Source organism: Catenovulum sp. SX2 (assembly GCF_052056295.1).
Classification (GTDB): domain Bacteria; phylum Pseudomonadota; class Gammaproteobacteria; order Enterobacterales; family Alteromonadaceae; genus Catenovulum.
On record NZ_CP182493.1, the window covers coordinates 2,203,200 to 2,221,367 of the forward strand.

General features: G+C 39.4%; 17 protein-coding genes. 12 read left to right on the plus strand and 5 right to left on the minus strand.

Annotation, left to right across the window (positions count from 1 at the left end; translation table 11 throughout):
- Positions 1-41: 41 nt before the first annotated feature.
- Entirely contained in the window at positions 42-2,123 is a 2,082-nt protein-coding gene (locus tag ACMZOO_RS09180) for a TonB-dependent receptor plug domain-containing protein (protein WP_440903077.1), read from the minus strand.
- A 189-nt stretch (positions 2,124-2,312) separates the two neighbouring features.
- Between ACMZOO_RS09180 and ACMZOO_RS09185 the strand changes: the two genes are divergently transcribed.
- From ACMZOO_RS09185 to ACMZOO_RS09215, 7 genes are all read left to right on the plus strand, one after another.
- A complete protein-coding gene (locus tag ACMZOO_RS09185) occupies positions 2,313-3,173 on the plus strand; it encodes a MipA/OmpV family protein (protein ID WP_440903078.1) in 861 nt (286 codons plus the stop codon).
- Between the two features lie 11 nt (positions 3,174-3,184).
- Positions 3,185-3,586: a DUF3019 domain-containing protein gene (locus ACMZOO_RS09190; protein ID WP_440903079.1), complete on the plus strand. Its 402-nt coding sequence runs from the start codon at positions 3,185-3,187 to the stop codon at positions 3,584-3,586.
- Complete coding sequence (locus ACMZOO_RS09195; RefSeq protein ID WP_440903080.1) at positions 3,571-4,281, plus strand: response regulator; 711 nt, start codon at positions 3,571-3,573, stop codon at positions 4,279-4,281. Before ACMZOO_RS09190 ends, ACMZOO_RS09195 begins: the two co-directional genes overlap by 16 nt.
- Positions 4,282-4,302: 21 nt before the next feature.
- A complete protein-coding gene (locus ACMZOO_RS09200; RefSeq protein ID WP_440903081.1) occupies positions 4,303-5,559 on the plus strand; it encodes an ATP-binding protein in 1,257 nt (418 codons plus the stop codon).
- A complete protein-coding gene (locus ACMZOO_RS09205; protein WP_440903082.1) occupies positions 5,556-5,903 on the plus strand; it encodes a hypothetical protein in 348 nt (115 codons plus the stop codon). The genes ACMZOO_RS09200 and ACMZOO_RS09205 overlap by 4 nt, the downstream gene beginning before the upstream one ends.
- A gap of 553 nt (positions 5,904-6,456) precedes the next feature.
- Positions 6,457-7,164, plus strand: a complete 708-nt coding sequence (locus ACMZOO_RS09210; protein WP_440906296.1) for a methyl-accepting chemotaxis protein — start codon at positions 6,457-6,459, stop codon at positions 7,162-7,164.
- Positions 7,165-7,177: 13 nt separating this feature from the next.
- Positions 7,178-7,822, plus strand: a complete 645-nt coding sequence (locus ACMZOO_RS09215; RefSeq protein WP_440903083.1) for a YchE family NAAT transporter — start codon at positions 7,178-7,180, stop codon at positions 7,820-7,822.
- Here the strand turns inward: ACMZOO_RS09215 and ACMZOO_RS09220 are convergent.
- Together ACMZOO_RS09220 and ACMZOO_RS09225 are read right to left on the minus strand one after the other, a co-directional pair.
- Positions 7,812-9,761 carry an alpha/beta hydrolase family protein gene (locus tag ACMZOO_RS09220; protein WP_440903084.1) on the minus strand — a complete coding sequence of 650 codons (1,950 nt, stop codon included), beginning with the start codon at positions 9,759-9,761 and terminating at the stop codon, positions 7,812-7,814. The two genes, ACMZOO_RS09215 and ACMZOO_RS09220, sit on opposite strands and share 11 nt — an antisense overlap.
- Positions 9,762-9,813: 52 nt before the next feature.
- A complete protein-coding gene (locus ACMZOO_RS09225; protein ID WP_440903085.1) occupies positions 9,814-10,740 on the minus strand; it encodes a LysR substrate-binding domain-containing protein in 927 nt (308 codons plus the stop codon).
- 157 nt (positions 10,741-10,897) lie between these two features.
- Between ACMZOO_RS09225 and ACMZOO_RS09230 the strand changes: the two genes are divergently transcribed.
- Positions 10,898-11,650: an SDR family NAD(P)-dependent oxidoreductase gene (locus tag ACMZOO_RS09230; RefSeq protein WP_440903086.1), complete on the plus strand. Its 753-nt coding sequence runs from the start codon at positions 10,898-10,900 to the stop codon at positions 11,648-11,650.
- Positions 11,651-11,879: 229 nt separating this feature from the next.
- Here ACMZOO_RS09230 and ACMZOO_RS09235 read toward each other — a convergent pair whose 3' ends face one another.
- Complete coding sequence (locus tag ACMZOO_RS09235; RefSeq protein WP_440903087.1) at positions 11,880-12,449, minus strand: peroxiredoxin-like family protein; 570 nt, start codon at positions 12,447-12,449, stop codon at positions 11,880-11,882.
- Between the two features lie 165 nt (positions 12,450-12,614).
- On the opposite strand from ACMZOO_RS09235, the gene ACMZOO_RS09240 reads away from it, so the two are divergent.
- Positions 12,615-13,184: a CBS domain-containing protein gene (locus ACMZOO_RS09240; RefSeq protein WP_440903088.1), complete on the plus strand. Its 570-nt coding sequence runs from the start codon at positions 12,615-12,617 to the stop codon at positions 13,182-13,184.
- Between the two features lies 1 nt (position 13,185).
- Here ACMZOO_RS09240 and glmU read toward each other — a convergent pair whose 3' ends face one another.
- Positions 13,186-14,559 carry a bifunctional UDP-N-acetylglucosamine diphosphorylase/glucosamine-1-phosphate N-acetyltransferase GlmU gene (gene glmU / locus ACMZOO_RS09245; RefSeq protein WP_440903089.1) on the minus strand — a complete coding sequence of 458 codons (1,374 nt, stop codon included), beginning with the start codon at positions 14,557-14,559 and terminating at the stop codon, positions 13,186-13,188.
- A gap of 283 nt (positions 14,560-14,842) precedes the next feature.
- Here glmU and ACMZOO_RS09250 point away from each other — a divergent pair, with 283 nt between their 5' ends.
- From ACMZOO_RS09250 to ACMZOO_RS09260, 3 genes are all read left to right on the plus strand, one after another.
- Positions 14,843-15,754, plus strand: coding sequence for a hypothetical protein (locus tag ACMZOO_RS09250; protein WP_440903090.1), 912 nt, complete (start codon positions 14,843-14,845; stop codon positions 15,752-15,754).
- 65 nt (positions 15,755-15,819) lie between these two features.
- Entirely contained in the window at positions 15,820-17,058 is a 1,239-nt protein-coding gene (locus ACMZOO_RS09255; protein ID WP_440903091.1) for a hypothetical protein, read from the plus strand.
- 210 nt (positions 17,059-17,268) lie between these two features.
- The gene (locus ACMZOO_RS09260) at positions 17,269-18,165 is read left to right on the plus strand and encodes a hypothetical protein (protein WP_440903092.1); all 897 of its coding nucleotides are present in this window, start codon (positions 17,269-17,271) and stop codon (positions 18,163-18,165) included.
- Positions 18,166-18,168 lie beyond the last annotated feature (3 nt).

An 18,168-nucleotide genomic window follows, 5' to 3' on the forward strand; every position in this document is an offset into this window, starting at 1 on the left:
TGAAAAACTAGACCGAGAAACGATTAAAAAACTTTCATTGGTTAAAAAGTAATACTCATACCAACGGATGGAAAAATACCAAGATCTTGTTCTTCTTCAATAAACAACTCGCCGGTTTGGTTTACCCGTTTGTAGTCTAAATCTCGTCCTATGGTATTACGTCGATTCAGTGCGTTAATCACATCAACAAAAAATTTAGCTTGGTTATTCATTAAGGTAAAGTCGTGTTGCAAACGTATATCTAAGCGCGCATACACAGGTAATCTATCGCCATAAGGCTCGTCATAAACTCCTATATATCTGTCTGGAAACAATGGATTTTCCTCAATGCCGACAGGTTTGTTATAGGCTTCACCAGATTTAGCAACAAAACGAAAACCAATATCCCAAGTTGGACTGAATTGATAATTGGCGACTAAATTAAACACCAGCGGGGTATCAAGTCGGTAATCGGCAGTTTGGCCAGTTAAATTGTTGCTTCTTTGACTACGCGAATAACTAAGTGAGGCCCAACCATACCAATTATTTGCACGATCGCGATTGAGTAATAAATCAACACCTTTAGCATCCCCTGAAGTTTGTGCAACATAAAATTCTTGCTCTGGGTCGTCTTCTTCAGCTAACGCTGTTGGCAGTCGGTCAAAGGTTTTGTAATAACTGTCGATTTGCCAGTTCCAGTTTTCGGCTAAATCACCTTTAAAACCAAAAGTGTAGTGATTTGACACTGGCTGTTGCATATTTGGGTTACCAATTTCAGGTAAAACAGTGCCAATATCAGCAAAGCGGTTATAACGTCCGGCTGACGACAACAAGGTTAAGTTGGGCAAAATATGCCAAGTAAATGCCATGCGCGGATGAACAAATTCTTCATCTAAATAACTGTTGTAAGTAGCTTGCACACCTGTTTCTAAACTAACATTAGGGTTAAGTTGCCAATAATCACTGATATAAAATGAGCTGTCTTCACTGTTAAGTTGATGTTGAATTTGGATATTGTCGCGCCGTGTCGTTTGGCACTCGCTGTCAAATTCAGTACAAACAAAATGCACTGAGTTGAGATCATACTTAAATTGTGTTTTTTTGTGCTCAGCGCCAACAGTAATATTGTGCGTTTGGCCTAGTGCAAACTTAATTTGCCCTTTGATGTATTGCTCAACAAAATCAATTTTTTCGTAGTAGTCTTCACCCCATTCTGTGGTCATTTTGTCTTGGTAACGGGCAAGTATCCACTTCATTTCTGTACTGTGATTTGGATTGTACAACCAGCTAATTGCTTGGCTATCAAACCCCTCGTCAATTTTTGCTTCCCCTGCAAAATCAGGATTTAACGCGGCCATATCGGATGCTTGAGTAAATTCAGCTTCGGCATAATCACTGGCACCAACAGCCATTAAGGTAATTTGATGATTTGAGTTAATATCCCAAACATATTTGGCTAAATAATCACTGTCTTCTGGTGGGCTAATAATTCGAAAGCCATCTTCATCCGCTTCATCTTCTTCTGGGATAAAATATTGAATCAAACCTTTACGTGCAGATAAATAAAATGCTGAGCTGCCTGTTACTTGCCCTTCAACAAATACACCTGCGCGTAATAACGACGCATCTAAAGTAACAGCTAACTCTTGTTTTTTGGGATCGCGTAAACGCACATCAAAAACAGCGCCAGTTGCACCAGTATACTCAGCACCAAATCCAGCAGAATAGAGTTGAAAATCTTGAATGGTTTGCGCATCAAATATTGAGGTATTAAATTGATGGAAGATATAACCCGCTGGCATGCCATCAATATAATATTTATTATCCGCCGGAGAAGAACCACGCACTGCGGGTTCGCCGCCAGAAGTTGGCATAATCACCCCAGGCAAGGCACTCACAGCAGCAATAGGATCGCCCATAGATCCCGGCATACTAGTAATTTTTTCAGCATTTTCGGTAATTTGTGTGTAATAAGCACGGCGACTGCCAACTACGATAATTTCTTCAGTTGTTGACGATTTTTCTACTGATTCACCTTGAATGTTTTCCAGTAATTCTGGCGACAATTCGCCATCTTGGGCAAATACATTTTGGCCGACTAACATTAGCCAAGCGAGATAACTGGGTTTAAGTGAAAATTGCATAACAGGACTCCTTTCAAATAATATGCAACCAGCTTACACAACAAGTTCAATTGTTTTTGTATCCGAGCTTTGCTGTTATGTATCAGTTTGTAACGCTTTGATTTAATTCAAGCTCTGTTACACTCGGTTACACATATAACAGAGATAATCGCGCACAATTCGATAACGGATTATTAAGGTTTCAGTTTTATGCAATTGTTTAAGTTTTACCTCAGCTGTGTATTAGCTGCAGCAACATTATTCAGCCCAGTACAAGCGGACGATATAAGCCACTCAGTCCGTGGTGGCGCGAGTATTCCAGCTGATCAAAACGGTGGTTTTTTAGATCTTGGGTTAGGTATTAGCTATTATAAAAGCCCGCTATGGGGTTATCCCGAAGATAATATCGAGCAAAATTTTGGTTGGGCACCTGAATTTTATTTAAATATTAATGGCCGTTACCAATATAAAGGTTTTTTTATCGAAGCTTATGCAGAAGGTATTAACGGCTTTAACATGGGCTATAACCTAGTGAGTGATTCTACTTGGTCTGTTGATATCATAGGTGCGCCAGTGCATTACGGCATGGGGGATGATGATGACAACAAAGCGTGGAAAAACTCTAAGTTAAAACCACGTGAAGGCGATTTTAATTTAGGTATTAGAACCAACTACGCCCACCCAAATTACATGGTAGAAGTAAGGCTGTTGCAAGATATTTCGGGCGCGCATGACGGCCATACCATCTCCACTTTGCTGGGTAAAAACTGGCAGCAGCGTAATCTAAATCTGCACCTGTTGGCTGGGCTGGTTTATCACAGTAAACACGCCGGAGAATATTATTTTAATGTCAGCCCAGAAGAAGCAAGTGAAACAATTCCAGCTTACTCAGATGCAAAAGCAGGTCTAGTGGCAAATGCTGAGTTTGGTTTGACTTATCCAATTAAAGAAGACTGGGTATGGCGTGGTTTTTATCGATATACAAAAATACTCTCTGGTGTTGACGACAGTCCATTACTAGTCCATGACGAAGCACATATCTTTGCATCGTCAGTAAGCTACGTATTCTGAGGAACAAGGATTTGTTTAAAACAAGCTTAACCAGTTTATTGCTAATTGTTAGCCTAAGTTGGCAGCCTAGTGCTATCGCCGAGCAACTTGATGCAAGCATGCAAGCTACTCCGGCTCGCTGCGTTGCATTACACCAAGGGCAAACTTGTTATCAACTGGTTGATATTAACTGGCAGATAAATACAAAAGGCTCTTATTGTTTATTTATTAGCTCATCGGCTCAAGCTTTAACCTGCTGGCAACAAAGCGGCCAACAAGCTGGTTTTTTCCAATACGATGTGCAAAGTAATGAAGATGTCGTCTTTAGTATCAAAAATAGCTACTCGCAGCAAACCTTAGCCCAATTGCGCTTTGAAATTGCTTGGGTATACAACCAATCGCAACAAAGGCGTTCGTCATGGCGACTGTTTTAACAGACAAACTAAATATTTTATTGGTAGAGGATGATCAGTCGCTTGCCCAATGGATCAATGACTACCTAGTTAGCCATAAGTTTAATCTTATCCATGCGGCTGATGGAGAGCAGGCGATTAAACTATTTAATCAGCACTCCGTAGATTTAGTTATACTCGATTTAAATTTGCCTAAACTCAGTGGTTTTGAGGTCTGCCAGCATATCCGCAGCCAACAACCTACACCAATTCTAATGTTAACCGCTAGCAGCGAAGACAATGACGAAATAAAAGGTTTAGAATTAGGCGTAAGTGACTTTATGCACAAGCCCGTGCGCCCTCGGGTTTTATTAGCACACATTCAAGCCTTGTTGCGCCGTGAAAAACCAACAACCACAGAGCAGCTGCAATTCGGTCAATTGTTGATAGACAAAGTCAGCCGAGGGGTAAAACTAAACAAGGAAAAAATTGATCTTACGGCCAATGAATTTGATCTTTTATGGTTACTTGCAAGCCAAGCCGGTCAAATTGTTTCACGGGAAACATTGTTAAAAGCATTACGTGGTTTGGAATACGACGGTTTTGATCGTTCGATAGATATCAGTATTTCGCGTTTGCGCAAAAAACTCGGTGATACGGCACAGCCTTCAGAAAAAATAAAAACCATACGCGCCAAAGGTTATTTGTTTAACCAACAAGCTTGGCACGATAGTTAGCTGGCTCTAGGCTCAACAACAATGCGAACTTTCACTCTATCATTAATAACAGTGACTTTATGTGCGGCCATAGGTTTAGGCTATTTGTTAGATTATAGCTACTTAAAAATACAACGGCAGCAGCAACAAGATATCCAGCTCAATCAGCAACAAAGCTTTTTATTTGCATTAGCAAAACAACTGACGCCCGGCAGCCAAGTTCCCCCCCCGTTAACTTTGAGCTTAACCAATGTATCTGACTTCGCTTTACCCGCTGAGTTAACCACGCATATACAAACTGGTGAGCCATTATTTTTGCAGTCTAGCCAACAAATGTCGTTACATTGGTTAGATACCAACAATCCACAACAGATAATGAGTTTGAGTTATCAACTACCCGCCGAGCAGTTAATAGCAGAACAAACAGCTGACTATAGATTATGGTTCACACTGGTTTTTTATGCAGGTATCGCCTTGTTGGTTATGTTGTGGTCTGCCCCCTTGATCCGCCGGTTATTTGTTATCCAAGCTGCCATAAATAAATTTGGCAGCGGCGAACTCAGCCAGCGTATACCCAATAGCCATTTTAGTTACATTAAACAAATAGAAATTGGTTATAACCAAATGGCCCAGCGCATTCAAACCTTACTAGAAGACAATAAATTGCTCAGCCGCGCTGTCTCTCATGATTTACGCACACCCATAGCGCGTTTGCGTTTTGGTATAGATTGGCTCGAAGAAAAATTTGAAGACGATGCGGATGCACAGCAACATATAAACCGCCTGAGTCGTGACTTAGACGAAATGTCTAACCTAGTTGAAACCCTGTTGCAATTTGCCCGTTTAGAGCAACAAACAATTGCGCTAAAACTACAAAGCTACCGAGTAAAACAACAGCTACATAATTTATTGAAGGCCAGCAGCGAACATTATCCAGACAAAAATATTCAGCTAGATATTAACGACAATGCCAGTATTCAGGTTGATCATAACTATTTTAATATGTTGCTGAACAACCTAATCACTAATGCATGTCGTTACAGTAAACAGCAAATAACAGTGTGTTTTAAACAAAACAAACAAAGCTGGCAACTCAACATAAATGACGATGGCAAAGGTATAGCTGCAGATATTCGAGACAAAGTTCTATTGCCTTTTTACCGTGAAAAAAATTCACAAGGTTATGGTATGGGGCTGGCAATAGTCGCGCGAATCGCCAAATGGCACAGCTTAGACCTGCAGTTAGATGAGTCAAAGTTGGGCGGTTTAAAAGTAACTTTGCAAGGAAAACATAAATGAAACTGAATACAAGATGGCAAAACTTACTGGTGGCATCAGCACCTATCATTCTGGCAGCTTGCATAGTTGTACCGCAAAAAATTCAGTACTACGACAAAGACTGCCAAGTTGTCAGTAAAAAATACACTTTAACCACACAAGAAGCGCAAACTTACCGCCCCGTCGGTAACTGCTCAAATGATGAATGCGTAAAACAATTTGCCGGTGCTGTGTTTAGCGCAGTTATTATGGTGCCAATTAGCGCGGTTGTGTCTGGCTCTATTGTGATTGTCGGCAATACATTTTATTGGTTAGAAAAACAAGGTGAATGTATGTCAGTAATAGATGCTGATAACAACAAGTAACAGCACTATAACCTCAAGATTTATATGGAAATATCCGTCAGCAAAGACTATGCTCAATAATCTGACTAATAGTTAAATTATTGGGCATATGGACACTAGCGAAGTACAACAACAAGTTCAAAAGCGCCAACAAACGCTTATGTATGCAGCTATAGCTGGGTGCATACTCACATGTATTTTGGGCTATTTTTCAGTGATAGCCGCACTCTGTTGGGTCCCGATATTTTCTATTGGTGTCTATTTTTATAACCAACAACAGCAAACTCAAATCCAATTATTACTTCAACAGCAGTCAACTGAACAAATTAAGCTTGATCTGTCGCTGGGTTTAACCGAGCTGTCAGATGAAATATTCCCGATAGTCACCGAGCAAGTGGTGACAAGCCAAAACATGACAGCTGAGTCTATCAGTCATTTAATCGAAAAATTTTATCAACTGCATACTGATATTTCTGCAAGCTTAAACGAAACCAAAGACAACATAGGTGAAGGCAGTTTGCTCAATACGACAATGCAGCACAGCCGCGAAAAATTAAAAGAGATAGAAAAACGCATGCATACATTTGCAGCGCAACAACATCAAATTTTAGACACTTTTTCAGGTGTGCTTGCACAAGTTAAAGCACTACATAGTTTATCTCAGCAAGTATCTGAGATTGCCTCTCAAACAAATTTACTCGCGTTAAATGCCTCTATTGAAGCAGCCCGCGCTGGTGAGCAAGGGCGTGGTTTTGCTGTGGTTGCCGATGAAGTCAGAGCTCTAGCTAATACCTCTGGTGAAGCCGGTAAACGCATTAGCGAAATGGTTAAACTGCTCGAAGAAAAAATGTCTGATTCAACAACTCATGTGCAAACAATAATTGAAGGCAATGAAGCAACCTTAAGTAATTTCGAACAAACTATCGAAGCCATACTTAACGACTGGTTAACCCTTGGAAAAAGCAACCAAACTTCGGCAGCAAAACTTTTACAGCTAAACCATGAAGTGTTGGAAGAAATATCACAAATAATTATAGACCTCCAATTCCAAGATAGAGTTAGCCAAATTCAAGATTCAACCCTGTACGGTTTAGAAAAAATAGCTGCAAGCTTAAAACAATCAGAACAGACGTGGCGTGATCTAGCTGGTGATAATTTACCTGCAATTGATATCGCAAGTTTAAAACAACAAGTGCAAAATAAATTCACCACTCACGAACAAAAACAAATTACCAGCCAAGTCAGTGCAGCAGAAAAACGCAACGATATAGAGTTATTCTAAAGGCCAAAGCAGGATGTTAGATTTAAGCGAATACTTAAAAATATTTATTGGTTTGCTCGCCATTATCAATCCAATTGGTGCAGTGCCTTTATTTATCAGTATGACCCACAATTTTAGCCAAGTAGAAACTAAAACCACCTGCAATCGCGCTAGTTTAACTGTTGCGATCATTTTATTGTCTGCGCTGTTTTTAGGTGACCATATTCTCGCTGTATTCGCTATAACCATAGACTCATTTAGAGTAGGCGGTGGTATTTTAATTTTGATTATGGCAATATCCATGTTGCACGCCAGCACCAGTCCCATCAAACAAACCGAAGCGGAAGCGCATGAGTCAATAGATAAAAGTGCGGTAGCCATTGTCCCCTTGGCCATGCCTTTGTTAGCAGGCCCGGGCGCTATTAGTACGGTTATTTTAGCCGCACATAAAGGCGATACGATTGGCCATTATCTAATGCTGGCTGTTACTTTATTAATATTAACCGCTTGTTTATTTGCGGTATTACGCACAGCCCCTTGGTTAGCGACCAAAATTAGTACCACAGGCATCAACGTATTTTCACGCATTATGGGCTTGATATTATCCGCTATCGCAATTGAATTTATCGCCAATGGTTTACGTGGATTGTTTCCGTTGTTAACTGCAACTAATGGTTAAACCAACTTAGCAGTCGTGCAAATAACTGCACATGATCTGTGCCGTTTTCTTCCCCACCTAAACAATCAGCCAAAAACAGCTCCACTTCACGGGCGAATAACAGCTGGTGATACCAGTTTGAAATATTATGATCATCCTCAAGCTCTAAGTAACGCACTTGTCTGCCCTGCTGTTTCAGTAAATTTACATATTTTCGCGCATGTTCAACACGTGTAATATAATCTTGCCTTCCATGCACAATCAGTTTTTTGCTGGAGCTTTGTTGGTCAAATTGTAGCGGCGAGTATTGATCCCATAAGCCTTGTTCCAACTCATCTTTGTCCGCAATAAATTGTTCAAATATTGTTGGCCTCCTACCTGGCATTTGCTGGTTTGCGGCCACTAAATCGTAAACCCCAGAATAAGATACAGTGCATTGGTTTGCTAAATTTTTATCCGCTATTAGCGACAAATAACCACCAAAGCTGCCGCCCATTAACGCAATTCTATCCGCTGGTAAATTTAAATTATCCTCCAGCCAGTTGAAAGCAATGGTGATTTCATTAACCGTTAAGCTAATGTTGTTTTTAGCGCGCTCTGTGTATTCTCTGCCATAACCGGTAGAGCCGCTATAATTGAGATTTAGCACAGCATAACCTCTATCAAGCAACATACTCAGCATAGGATCATATTGGTTATGTACTCGCTGCCTTGGCCCACCATGAATTAGCAGCACAGCGCCTTTAATTGGTTTAACCTTGTTTTTGTTCAGGTAAGCATACACCTGATGACCCTGCGGCATAGTTAAGCTTATTTCTTCAACTTGCGGTTGATAATATTCAGCTGAGTTATCAAGCTGCCCAGCTTCAATCAACTTAATTGATGGCTTAATTGATGATTTGGCTGTTTGCTGATCTGCTTGGTATAAATAAAAACTTTCACCATAAACATTCGAAAACTTAAACAAATAGCTGCCGTTGCTGTGGATAAAATGGTTCGCCGTTGCTGGCTGTATACGGCCATCTAGTTTAGCTAATGATTGTGCAAGCCATTGATACTCAGGCATTAGTGCGACAACCCCAGTGATATCTTGATACGCCAACGCTGCTTCGCCCGTGGTTTTTTCAAACAATACCCATTCAACATCGCGTGTGCCTGCCAGTTTATCAAAAGCGATAAACTGGCCATTTTTATCATGTTGGATTAACTGGCGAAAATCGTCTGCACAATTATTCAATGAATATAAATAATCATCTGTTGCCGCCAACACTCTTAGATAATGACCTGTTGTTTTACAGCTAAAATCTTGCCAACTCTCGCTTGAATTAAATTTACTCTGGACAAACTCACTGTCAGTTTTAGTGATAATCACCTGGCTATTAAACATGACCATAGAGCGTAAACTAGCAGGTGAAAACCTATCTATGTACGTGATCGATTGCTCGGGCAACTGATAGCTATACAAATCCACTTTTGTTGATTTTGCATCAGCCACATGAACAAAATAAAAACCTTGCTGCGCCTTGGATAAATCGGTTGAATGAAAATAAATATTACCGCCGAGCTCTGGCACAATATCTAGCTCTTGCTCATTAACTAAATCGTACATAAACAAACGTCTATTGGTGGTTACGCCGTTTTGTTTGATGCTAACGGGGGTTAACAAATATTGGTCATGCAACCATTCAAAATTTTGTCCTTGGTAATATTTAGGTAGGTCGTAGGTTTTAACGATGCCTGAAGTTAAGTCTTTAACCACAAAAACTGAGCTTATCCCTTCAACTTGATACCAACTGAGTTTTTTACCACTCGGGCTTAGGTAATAATTATAAGGGGCATCTTTTTTAATAAATATTTGATGCAACGGCAGCATCTTAGGTTGATTTGCCTTAAACGAAGCGCAACCACTGATAATCACACAACAACAGACGAAAATGAGTTTAAAAAATGCACTGGACATAACCATCCTTGTATTGTGAAAAGTCGCTGCTCAAAACAGGTTGGATTTGGTGTTAAACCACATCCACCTGCAATAACTCAGACATTCTGTCGTTTAATACGCGCCACACTTCATCTACCGCTTTACTACGCGCTTGTTTACCTAAACAAACTAAATGAATCGGCATGGTATTTGGGTGGTGGTAATCGGTAAAAATAGCCACAAGTTTACCCGCGGCTATTTCTGGCTGAATTAACAAAGGGTCAACCATTAAAATGCCTTGGCCTAAACAAGCTAACTGTACCAATGTTCGGCCATCGTCTACTGTAACGTTTTGTTTCACTTGATAATTGATAATATCTCCCTGTTTATCAACAAACTGCCAATGGTTGAGACAAATATGTGCATTTTTAAAAATTAAACAGGCGTGTTTATCTAATTCTTGTGGTGTCGCCGGTGTACCAAACTTATCTAAGTAACTTGGGCTGGCATACCAAGCCCATGACTTTTGACCAATTTTTCGTGCTATGAGTGATGAGTCAGGCAGTTGCCCCACCCGCACCGCTATGTCGACCTTGTCTGCAATTAAATCAACCACATTGTCGGTTAAATTTAAATCGAGCGATATTTGTGGATAAGTTTGCGTAAGCTCAGCTATTAATGGCAATAAAAACTTTTCCCCGATAACAGTTGAGCAACTTATTTTCACCCGACCAACCGCTTGTTGCTGGTGTTTCGACAACACTTGTTGGGTATTATTTAATACCTCTTTTAAACTTTCAGTTGCTTGCAATAAAGCCAAACCGTTTTCGGTTAACGACAGTTTTCGGGTAGAGCGCTGTAATAATCTCAGCTGTAAGTCATCTTCCAATTGCTGAATTTTTTTACTGACAGACGAGCGCGGTAACGCCAAAACATTCGCTGCTGCTTGAAAACTGCCTTGTTGTGCAACCAATCTAAATAAGTACAAATTGGGTAAGTGTTTGTGTAATTCTTGCATTGCCGCCTCGTTATTCGTTCCGCTACTTGCCTACATTCGTTCCGAATGAGAAACAAAGTATTCATCCATAACCATCTAATCAGAAACAATTAAAACCAATAAACTCTGTTGTGTAAATAACCAACAGATTAAATTTATTCACAAAAAGGAAATAGCTATGAATACACAAACCGTTTTTATTACAGGCGCAACTTCAGGTATTGGTTTAGCAAGCGCAAAACATTTTGTTGACCAAGGCAAAAATGTTTTATTCACAGGTAGGGATGAAGCAAAAGTAAAACAGACAGAGCAACAATTAATTGAATTAGCAGGTAAAAGCCAAGTAACAGGGTTTATCTGCGACAATGCAGATTATGATCAAATTAGCTCTTTAGCCGCACATTTAGCCAACCAACAAATTAAAATTGATAGTTTAATTTTAAACGCAGGGGTATTTTACCCAGCCATGTTTGCTGACAATAGCCAACAGATGATGCAACAAACCATGGCAATTAACTTTTTTGGTCCAGCGATTATGTTGCAAAGTTTTATCCCTGTATTGGCTAACCCGTGCAGCGTAGTTTATGTATCTAGCGTAGCAGTGGAAAAAGCTTGGCCGACTGCTTCAGTGTATTCCGCAAGTAAAGCAGCGTTTGAAGGTTTAACAGGCTCGATTAACTTAGAATTAGCCGCACAAGGCATACGGATAAATCATTTACGCCCAGGCGTCACTTTAACCGAAATTCAAGCCAAAGCTGGTATGTCAGACGAACAAATTGGCGAGTTATCCAACAACATGGCAGGCACCCCCATGGGCAGAATTTTACAGCCAGAAGATATGATTGCCGCCATTGATTATTTAGCATCAAATGCATCTAGCGGTATGCGGAATGCGGCAATACGTGTTGATGGGGGCTTTTGTTTAGGGTAATAATTCGTCGGCATAAACAGCCAAGACTGTTGATATCTTGTTGTAAATATCGCTACACATATGGTGCTATACAAACAAAAGTACCAGAACATAACTTTCGCAAAACCACGGTGAATACAATCCCTGTACGCTTTACTTTTTCATTCATGAAAAAGAAATTATGCTCTAAGTTATTGCTCTGGTGCTTTTGAGTTATCTATTGCGAAATGCAAGGTAAACGGCAAAAGTGTTACAAAAATTTCTGCAACACAGTGCGAATTTGTTCACCTGTTGGACGAGTTTTAAAGTCTTTATCCACATAAAACCATACCACTTCACCACCTTTTTTAACCAAAATAGTTGCCGGATGTGGCGTGGTTGCATCTTTTTTCAATCCTAAACTATCAACAAATTTAAGCTCAGGATCTGTTAAAAACAAATAACCTTGGCCAAACTGCTTCTGGGTATTTTTGGTTGTCGCTTCATCATCAGGGCTGATTGCGACTAAGCGTGTATTATGATTTTTGAGTTCAGGTAAGACAGCTTCAAACGATTCTAACTGGTCAACACAAAACGGACACCACTCACCACGATATATAACAAGCAATAAGTTTTGCTGATTGGCTAAGTTGCGTAAATTAAACAACTCCCCCTGCCCATCTTTTAATGCAACAGACGGAATATTATCACCCGTATTCAGTGTAAAAGTTTCAACTGTTGTATATGTATCTTTAGTTAAATACCTATCTTCGATAGCCGCAACCGAGCAGCCCGCCAAAAACGCCAACAAGATAACTGGAACGAATTTTTTTAAATTCACCTTAAAATCCCCTAAACAATAAATTATGCAATATATAAAACTATAACCGCATATTTAGCCAATAAATTTCAATTAACTAAAATAATTTTGCGACTATGGGTCATAAAAGCTGAAAAGACGACTACATTTATTGATGGACAAGGTAAAAAATAGTTGGGGATAACTATGAAAAATTTATCGCTACACTCGGTCGAAAAGCAAGATCACTTAGTTCAACCAGAAGAGTTTGAAGAAACTAACCTGCGGTCAGCCGCTATCGCAATATTTACCGACTTTAAAAAGCACAAACCTTTGATGATAGATAGCCAAACTTCAGCTTTAGAAGCTGAGCAAGAGATGATCCGCACCCATGTAAAAATGAAACTTGTGGTTGACCAAAACAAAGAGTTGATAGGCTTAATTAGTTATGACGATATTTGTAAACAAAGCGTCGTCAGTATGGTCGTCAATGGATTTCAGCAACATGAAGTATTAGTTGCCGATTTAATGCGGCCGCGCGACAGCTTACGAGCACTCGACTATTCAGACATAATAAAATCAAGCATTGGTGATGTAGTTAATACTTTACAAAAAAATGGTGTGCAACATTGTTTAGTTGTTGACCAACAAAACAATCATATTCGAGGATTAATCTCGGCAAGTGATATTGCCCGCAAACTCAGGTTGAATATTTCAATTCAAAAAGCGCCGTCGTTTGCAGACATATTTACCGCAGTTAGAGGGTTAACTGACTAGCTTATTTTTTATTTTTAACTGGTCGTTCCCAACCACTGATATGGCGTTGCTTGGCACGTGCTATTACTAACTCATCAGCTTGTGAACTTTTGGTCACAGTTGAACCTGCACCTATGGTTGTGCCTTTAGCAATAGTGATTGGCGCAACCAAAGATGAATTTGAACCAACAAACACTCCGTCTTCAATAGTGGTGCGGAATTTATTCGCACCATCGTAATTACAAGTGATAGTGCCCGCGCCTACGTTTACCCCAGAGCCAATATCAGAATCACCTAAATAAGTTAAATGATTAGCTTTCGAACCTTTGGCAATTTTAGTGTTTTTAGTTTCAACAAAATTACCAATATGCACGCCTTCAGAAAACTCTGAGCCAGGACGAATACGCGCAAATGGACCGATAAAACAGTCGTTAGCAACCCTAGCATCTTCAACAATTGTATTGGCTTTAATTAAGGTGCCATCACCAATTGAACAATTGCGCAAAATACAATTCGCTTCAATTTGCACACCGTGACCCAAAGTCACTTCGCCTTCAAAAATAACATTTATGTCCACAGCCACGTCTTGGCCAACAGTTACACTGCCACGCACATCAACACGGGCCGGATCGCGGAAAGTAACACCTTCAACCATTAAAGCTTCAACTTGTTTCTGTTGATAAATACGCTCTAATGCAGCTTGCTGCAAACGGTTATTCACACCTTCAACTTCATAACTCTCTGCAGGTTGCGCAGTTGCAATTGGATAACCTTGCTCTGCACACATAGCAATTACGTCAGTTAAATAATATTCACCTTGGGCGTTGTCATTGCTGAGCTGCGATAGCCAAGTTTTTAATAAACCAGCAGGTGCCGTTAAAATACCTGTATTAACTTCGTTGATTTGTTTTTGCTCATCAGATGCATCTTTTTGTTCAACAATAGCAACCACATTGTTTTCGCCATCACGAATAATGCGGCCATAACCTGTTGGGTTAGGTAAATTAACCGTTAATAAACCAATACCTTTGGCCGGAGCTGCTGCCATCAAAGCATTTAAAGTTTCAGTGGTAATAAGCGGCACATCACCGTACAAAATTAAAACTTGCTCGTCATCCGCTACATGCGGCACTACTTGTTGCACGGCATGGCCTGTACCCAATTGTTCTGCTTGCTCAACCCAAATAAGTGATGGTTCAGCAATTTGCTGTTGCAGTTTTTCACCACCGTGACCATAGATCAAAATAACTTTTCCGCTATTAATGGAACGGCTCGCATCTATTACATGTTCAACCATAGCTTTAGCACCTACTTTATGCAGCACTTTTGGCAAGGATGATTTCATGCGAGTGCCTTTGCCCGCGGCTAAAATAACACTGGTAATTGGTTGAGACATGCTCACGTCCTTTTAATAATTAATCTAATATTTTTATTGCCGCTTAGGATAACCAAGCTAAATGACGATGTGAAGACGAAGTTACAGCAAAATTGGTGTGAAAGACCGATAAATATGTCAATAAACATACTGATAAATTACCCATCAAGCATAAACTCAACATAGTCTAAAAAATGTTCATATTTTTATACTTTGACTTATGTATGTTTTGTTTTAGTATTGATTAAAATAGATAAATATATTTTATGACTATTAAAAAATAACATAAACAAGGAGTAAGGACGTGAAGGTTGTTAATCTCACAATAAGTTTTGGATTAGTGATAATTCTAGCAGGCTGCGCAGCGACAAAAAAAATTGTCATTCCTTCATATTCAGCACCAAAGGAATACCAAAAAATTTCCGAAATAACCAGTGGTGGAGAAAGTAAAGAAGGCACATATTTATCGCTTGCTATTGACCCTGAAGTTTATGGTTCCGAAATAGAAACTAGCCTTTCCCCGCTACTGATAAATTCAATTCAACAAAGCTTAACTGAAACCAATTTCATCAATATATATCCTATCTATAACGATGCTTACGTTAAGCTATCGATGCAAGTGGTATCTTTTGATTTTAATCAAACTACTAACGATATAAATGCCAACTTACAAGTTTCATATGCGTTAAAACGTGGCATGACAACATATCTAGCTAAAACATATAAAGCCGAGACTGCCCGCTATTCACCAAACTCCAGCCAACTGCCAAGCAAAAGTGCAATATTATTTGATTTAGTTAAAGAGGTTACTGAAAAATTCACCTCTGATATAACGCCACTCAAGTCATATCAATTACGTGAATTCAAAGGGCTGCCAAAAGAAGTAGAGTATGTTTTAACTTATGCTAAACAAGGTAATTTTGAATCTGCAATAACAGATATGGAAGCCTATCAAGGTAAAGCCAACGCCGACTTTTATTATTGTTTAGCTGTACTGTATGAAGCAAAAGGCAGTAAAACCAAAAGCATAAATGATTTTATAAAAGCACAAGAAAATTATATTAGGGCAATGCGCTTAGGTGGCTCAGCCGATGAGCTTATTGTAAAAACTAAAGCTAAGTTTGATCAGTTTTTTAAACTATTTAAATTAACTGAAGAGCAAAAACAGCAAAACGAAAAACTTAGCACTGAATTGGCAGATATGTTTGGTGGTTAACTCAATGAGTTAAGACATAAGTCAATGGAAAGAATCTAAACAGTAGAAGGTAATGGAGATATAAAATGAACGGTTATGTAAAAAAAATCAAAATAATTTCTTTGGCAACCATTGTCAGTTTGACCTCTGGTTGTGCGTCTTTGTTAGACGCTGGGCTGAGTCAAGCGGAAGTACCAACTCTCGAACGTAACGTTAATCGTGTTACCTCGGGTATGGCATTGGTAAAAGTTAATTCGAGCATTGAGAATATGCCAATTGCTTCAGATTCTGAGTGGCCAAAGCAAATAGAAACAGAGATTACGGAAAAAGATAAAAAACTCATCAATACATTTTTAAACGATGATCCTTATGTTTCGACGCAACCATATACAGTAGTGATTCAGGAAGACAGATTTGGCGGCTTAGCTATGGCAACGCCTCCAGTCACCGAAGTCACATTTTTAGCCTATAAGAGCGTGATGTCTTTATATGGAGACAATCATATAAATTGGCCAGACGTTGGGACTATAGGTGACGATTTATCTAACCTATCTAAATTTACTGATGGCAAACTAAAACGAGTTAAAGCGGTTAAAGGAAAATCTTACCCAAACATTTCTTACGCTGTAATCTCACTAATGCCAATTAATTTTCAAAAAGATTTACAAACCCACAAAGCGGAGCTTGACAAAGCTGTGGCTGAAGTAGCCAGCATCAAAGGCTTAATAGGTACAATTGAAAGTACAATTGAAAGTAAAAAAGACGCTTCTGGCCAAGATTTATCTGAAGGCGCAATTGCTCAAGCAACCAGTGAAAAAGAAGCTATGGAAGTGAGAGCCAGCGATCTTAAAACAATTGCAGACGAGAAAGAAAGAATTTATCTGGAGCAACTTGACGCAGCACTAGAAGTACTTAAGTCAGACATTCGCTTAAATGAAGAGCAAATTGAACTAGCGAAAAACATTCACTCGGTATCTTCTACCATTCGCCGTAACTCAAGAGATGCCGGTGCAGCATTCTCTGTAGCATTGTTAAACATTATCAACAAAGGTTGTTTAGCTAATTTGCCTGCGGAGCTTGAAACTTTAGCAGCGGGTAAACTGCGAGCACCGGTTGAAAAACAAACCTTATTTGATGAAAGAGTGAAACGCTTAAGCAGCAATGCATTATATACCATACCAGCTATCGGATTTGGCGCTTATTACGCGATAGTACAAGCGAATATGGCAGGTAAATACCAAGATATAGCTGAGGTTATCTTGGAAGCTGATAAAGCTAGAAAAGAGCAAGAAGTAGCAGAACAAAACTTAGCTAACAACTCTTAACAAAATTGTGTTTAGGCCAACCTAACTAAGGGGGGCCTAAACATTACGCAATAAACAAAATCTCAGGAAACTACAATGAACTACAATTTTCGCACACTCACTGGACTAATATTCTTGACATGTTTCCTGTGTGCTTGCTCTTCAACCAGCAACCAAGGCGGCACAAACAACTCTGTCAGCAAAAACGCTAACGATTTGTTGGTAGCTCCAATGGACAGCTATCAATATTATTATGCAGTCGCACAGGGCTATTCTGAAGAAGTTGCTAAAAACCGAGCTTTAGGTGAAGTAGCCAACAGAATTTCTGTATCTATTCGTGCACAATTGACGGATCAACAAACTAAATCATTCCAAAACGACCAATCTATCGTCACAGGTAGTATTGAAAGCAAAGTGAGTGCAACCTCAAAACAAATTGATTTTACACAAGTTCAAGTAGTGAAAAAATCAACAACAGCTAATGGTGATATTCAAGTATTGATAAAGGTTGACCGCCAAGCTCTATACGACAATCAGTTTCGTCAATTTAATGAATTAAACAGCAAAATAAGTAGGGAAGCTGAACGCGCTTTAACAGCTGAAATTTTTTACAAACTAAAAGTGGCAAACCAGATATCTGCACTTATAGACAAAGCAAAAGAAAAACTGGTCATAGTGAAAGCGATAAACCCTGATGTGGACGATACTGCTTACTATAACCAATACACTAACTATCAAAATGATTTTGCTCAAGCGAGTGAAAATGCGGTTATCGGCTTCAAATATGATGCAAACTCCAAATCTTTGGTTGAATTGCTCAAAAAATATCTCAGCCAAGATAACTTTAAATTAGGTCAACAAAACGCCAACGTCATAATTGAGGTATCAACAGATGCAAAAGAGCGCAGCATTAAAACCTCAGATGCATCACTTAAGAATTTAACCTTCGTAGAGCGTGCAACCATTTTTAAAGTAAAAAGCGCCAATGGTAATGTCATTTCTAGTCATGTAGTTAAAACTAAAGCCAGTTCATCACAAGGGTTTGACGATGCTGTACAGCAGATAAAGGCATATGACAAAATGATTCGCGAGCAAGGTGCTTTGCCATTTGTAAGTGGCCAAGGTTGATTT

Excerpts from the sequence above, each read along its gene's own strand:
- ACMZOO_RS09180 (WP_440903077.1), bottom strand. The coding sequence starts at position 2,123 with ATGCAATTTTCACTTAAACCCAGTTATCTCGCTTGGCTAATGTTAGTC.
- ACMZOO_RS09185 (WP_440903078.1), top strand. The coding sequence starts at position 2,313 with ATGCAATTGTTTAAGTTTTACCTCAGCTGTGTATTAGCTGCAGCAACA.
- ACMZOO_RS09195 (WP_440903080.1), top strand. The coding sequence starts at position 3,571 with ATGGCGACTGTTTTAACAGACAAACTAAATATTTTATTGGTAGAGGAT.
- ACMZOO_RS09200 (WP_440903081.1), top strand. The coding sequence starts at position 4,303 with ATGCGAACTTTCACTCTATCATTAATAACAGTGACTTTATGTGCGGCC.
- ACMZOO_RS09205 (WP_440903082.1), top strand. The coding sequence starts at position 5,556 with ATGAAACTGAATACAAGATGGCAAAACTTACTGGTGGCATCAGCACCT.
- ACMZOO_RS09210 (WP_440906296.1), top strand. The coding sequence starts at position 6,457 with ATGCATACATTTGCAGCGCAACAACATCAAATTTTAGACACTTTTTCA.
- ACMZOO_RS09215 (WP_440903083.1), top strand. The coding sequence starts at position 7,178 with ATGTTAGATTTAAGCGAATACTTAAAAATATTTATTGGTTTGCTCGCC.
- ACMZOO_RS09220 (WP_440903084.1), bottom strand. The coding sequence starts at position 9,761 with ATGTCCAGTGCATTTTTTAAACTCATTTTCGTCTGTTGTTGTGTGATT.
- ACMZOO_RS09225 (WP_440903085.1), bottom strand. The coding sequence starts at position 10,740 with ATGCAAGAATTACACAAACACTTACCCAATTTGTACTTATTTAGATTG.
- ACMZOO_RS09230 (WP_440903086.1), top strand. The coding sequence starts at position 10,898 with ATGAATACACAAACCGTTTTTATTACAGGCGCAACTTCAGGTATTGGT.
- ACMZOO_RS09240 (WP_440903088.1), top strand. The coding sequence starts at position 12,615 with ATGAAAAATTTATCGCTACACTCGGTCGAAAAGCAAGATCACTTAGTT.
- glmU (WP_440903089.1), bottom strand. The coding sequence starts at position 14,559 with ATGTCTCAACCAATTACCAGTGTTATTTTAGCCGCGGGCAAAGGCACT.
- ACMZOO_RS09255 (WP_440903091.1), top strand. The coding sequence starts at position 15,820 with ATGAACGGTTATGTAAAAAAAATCAAAATAATTTCTTTGGCAACCATT.
- ACMZOO_RS09260 (WP_440903092.1), top strand. The coding sequence starts at position 17,269 with ATGGACAGCTATCAATATTATTATGCAGTCGCACAGGGCTATTCTGAA.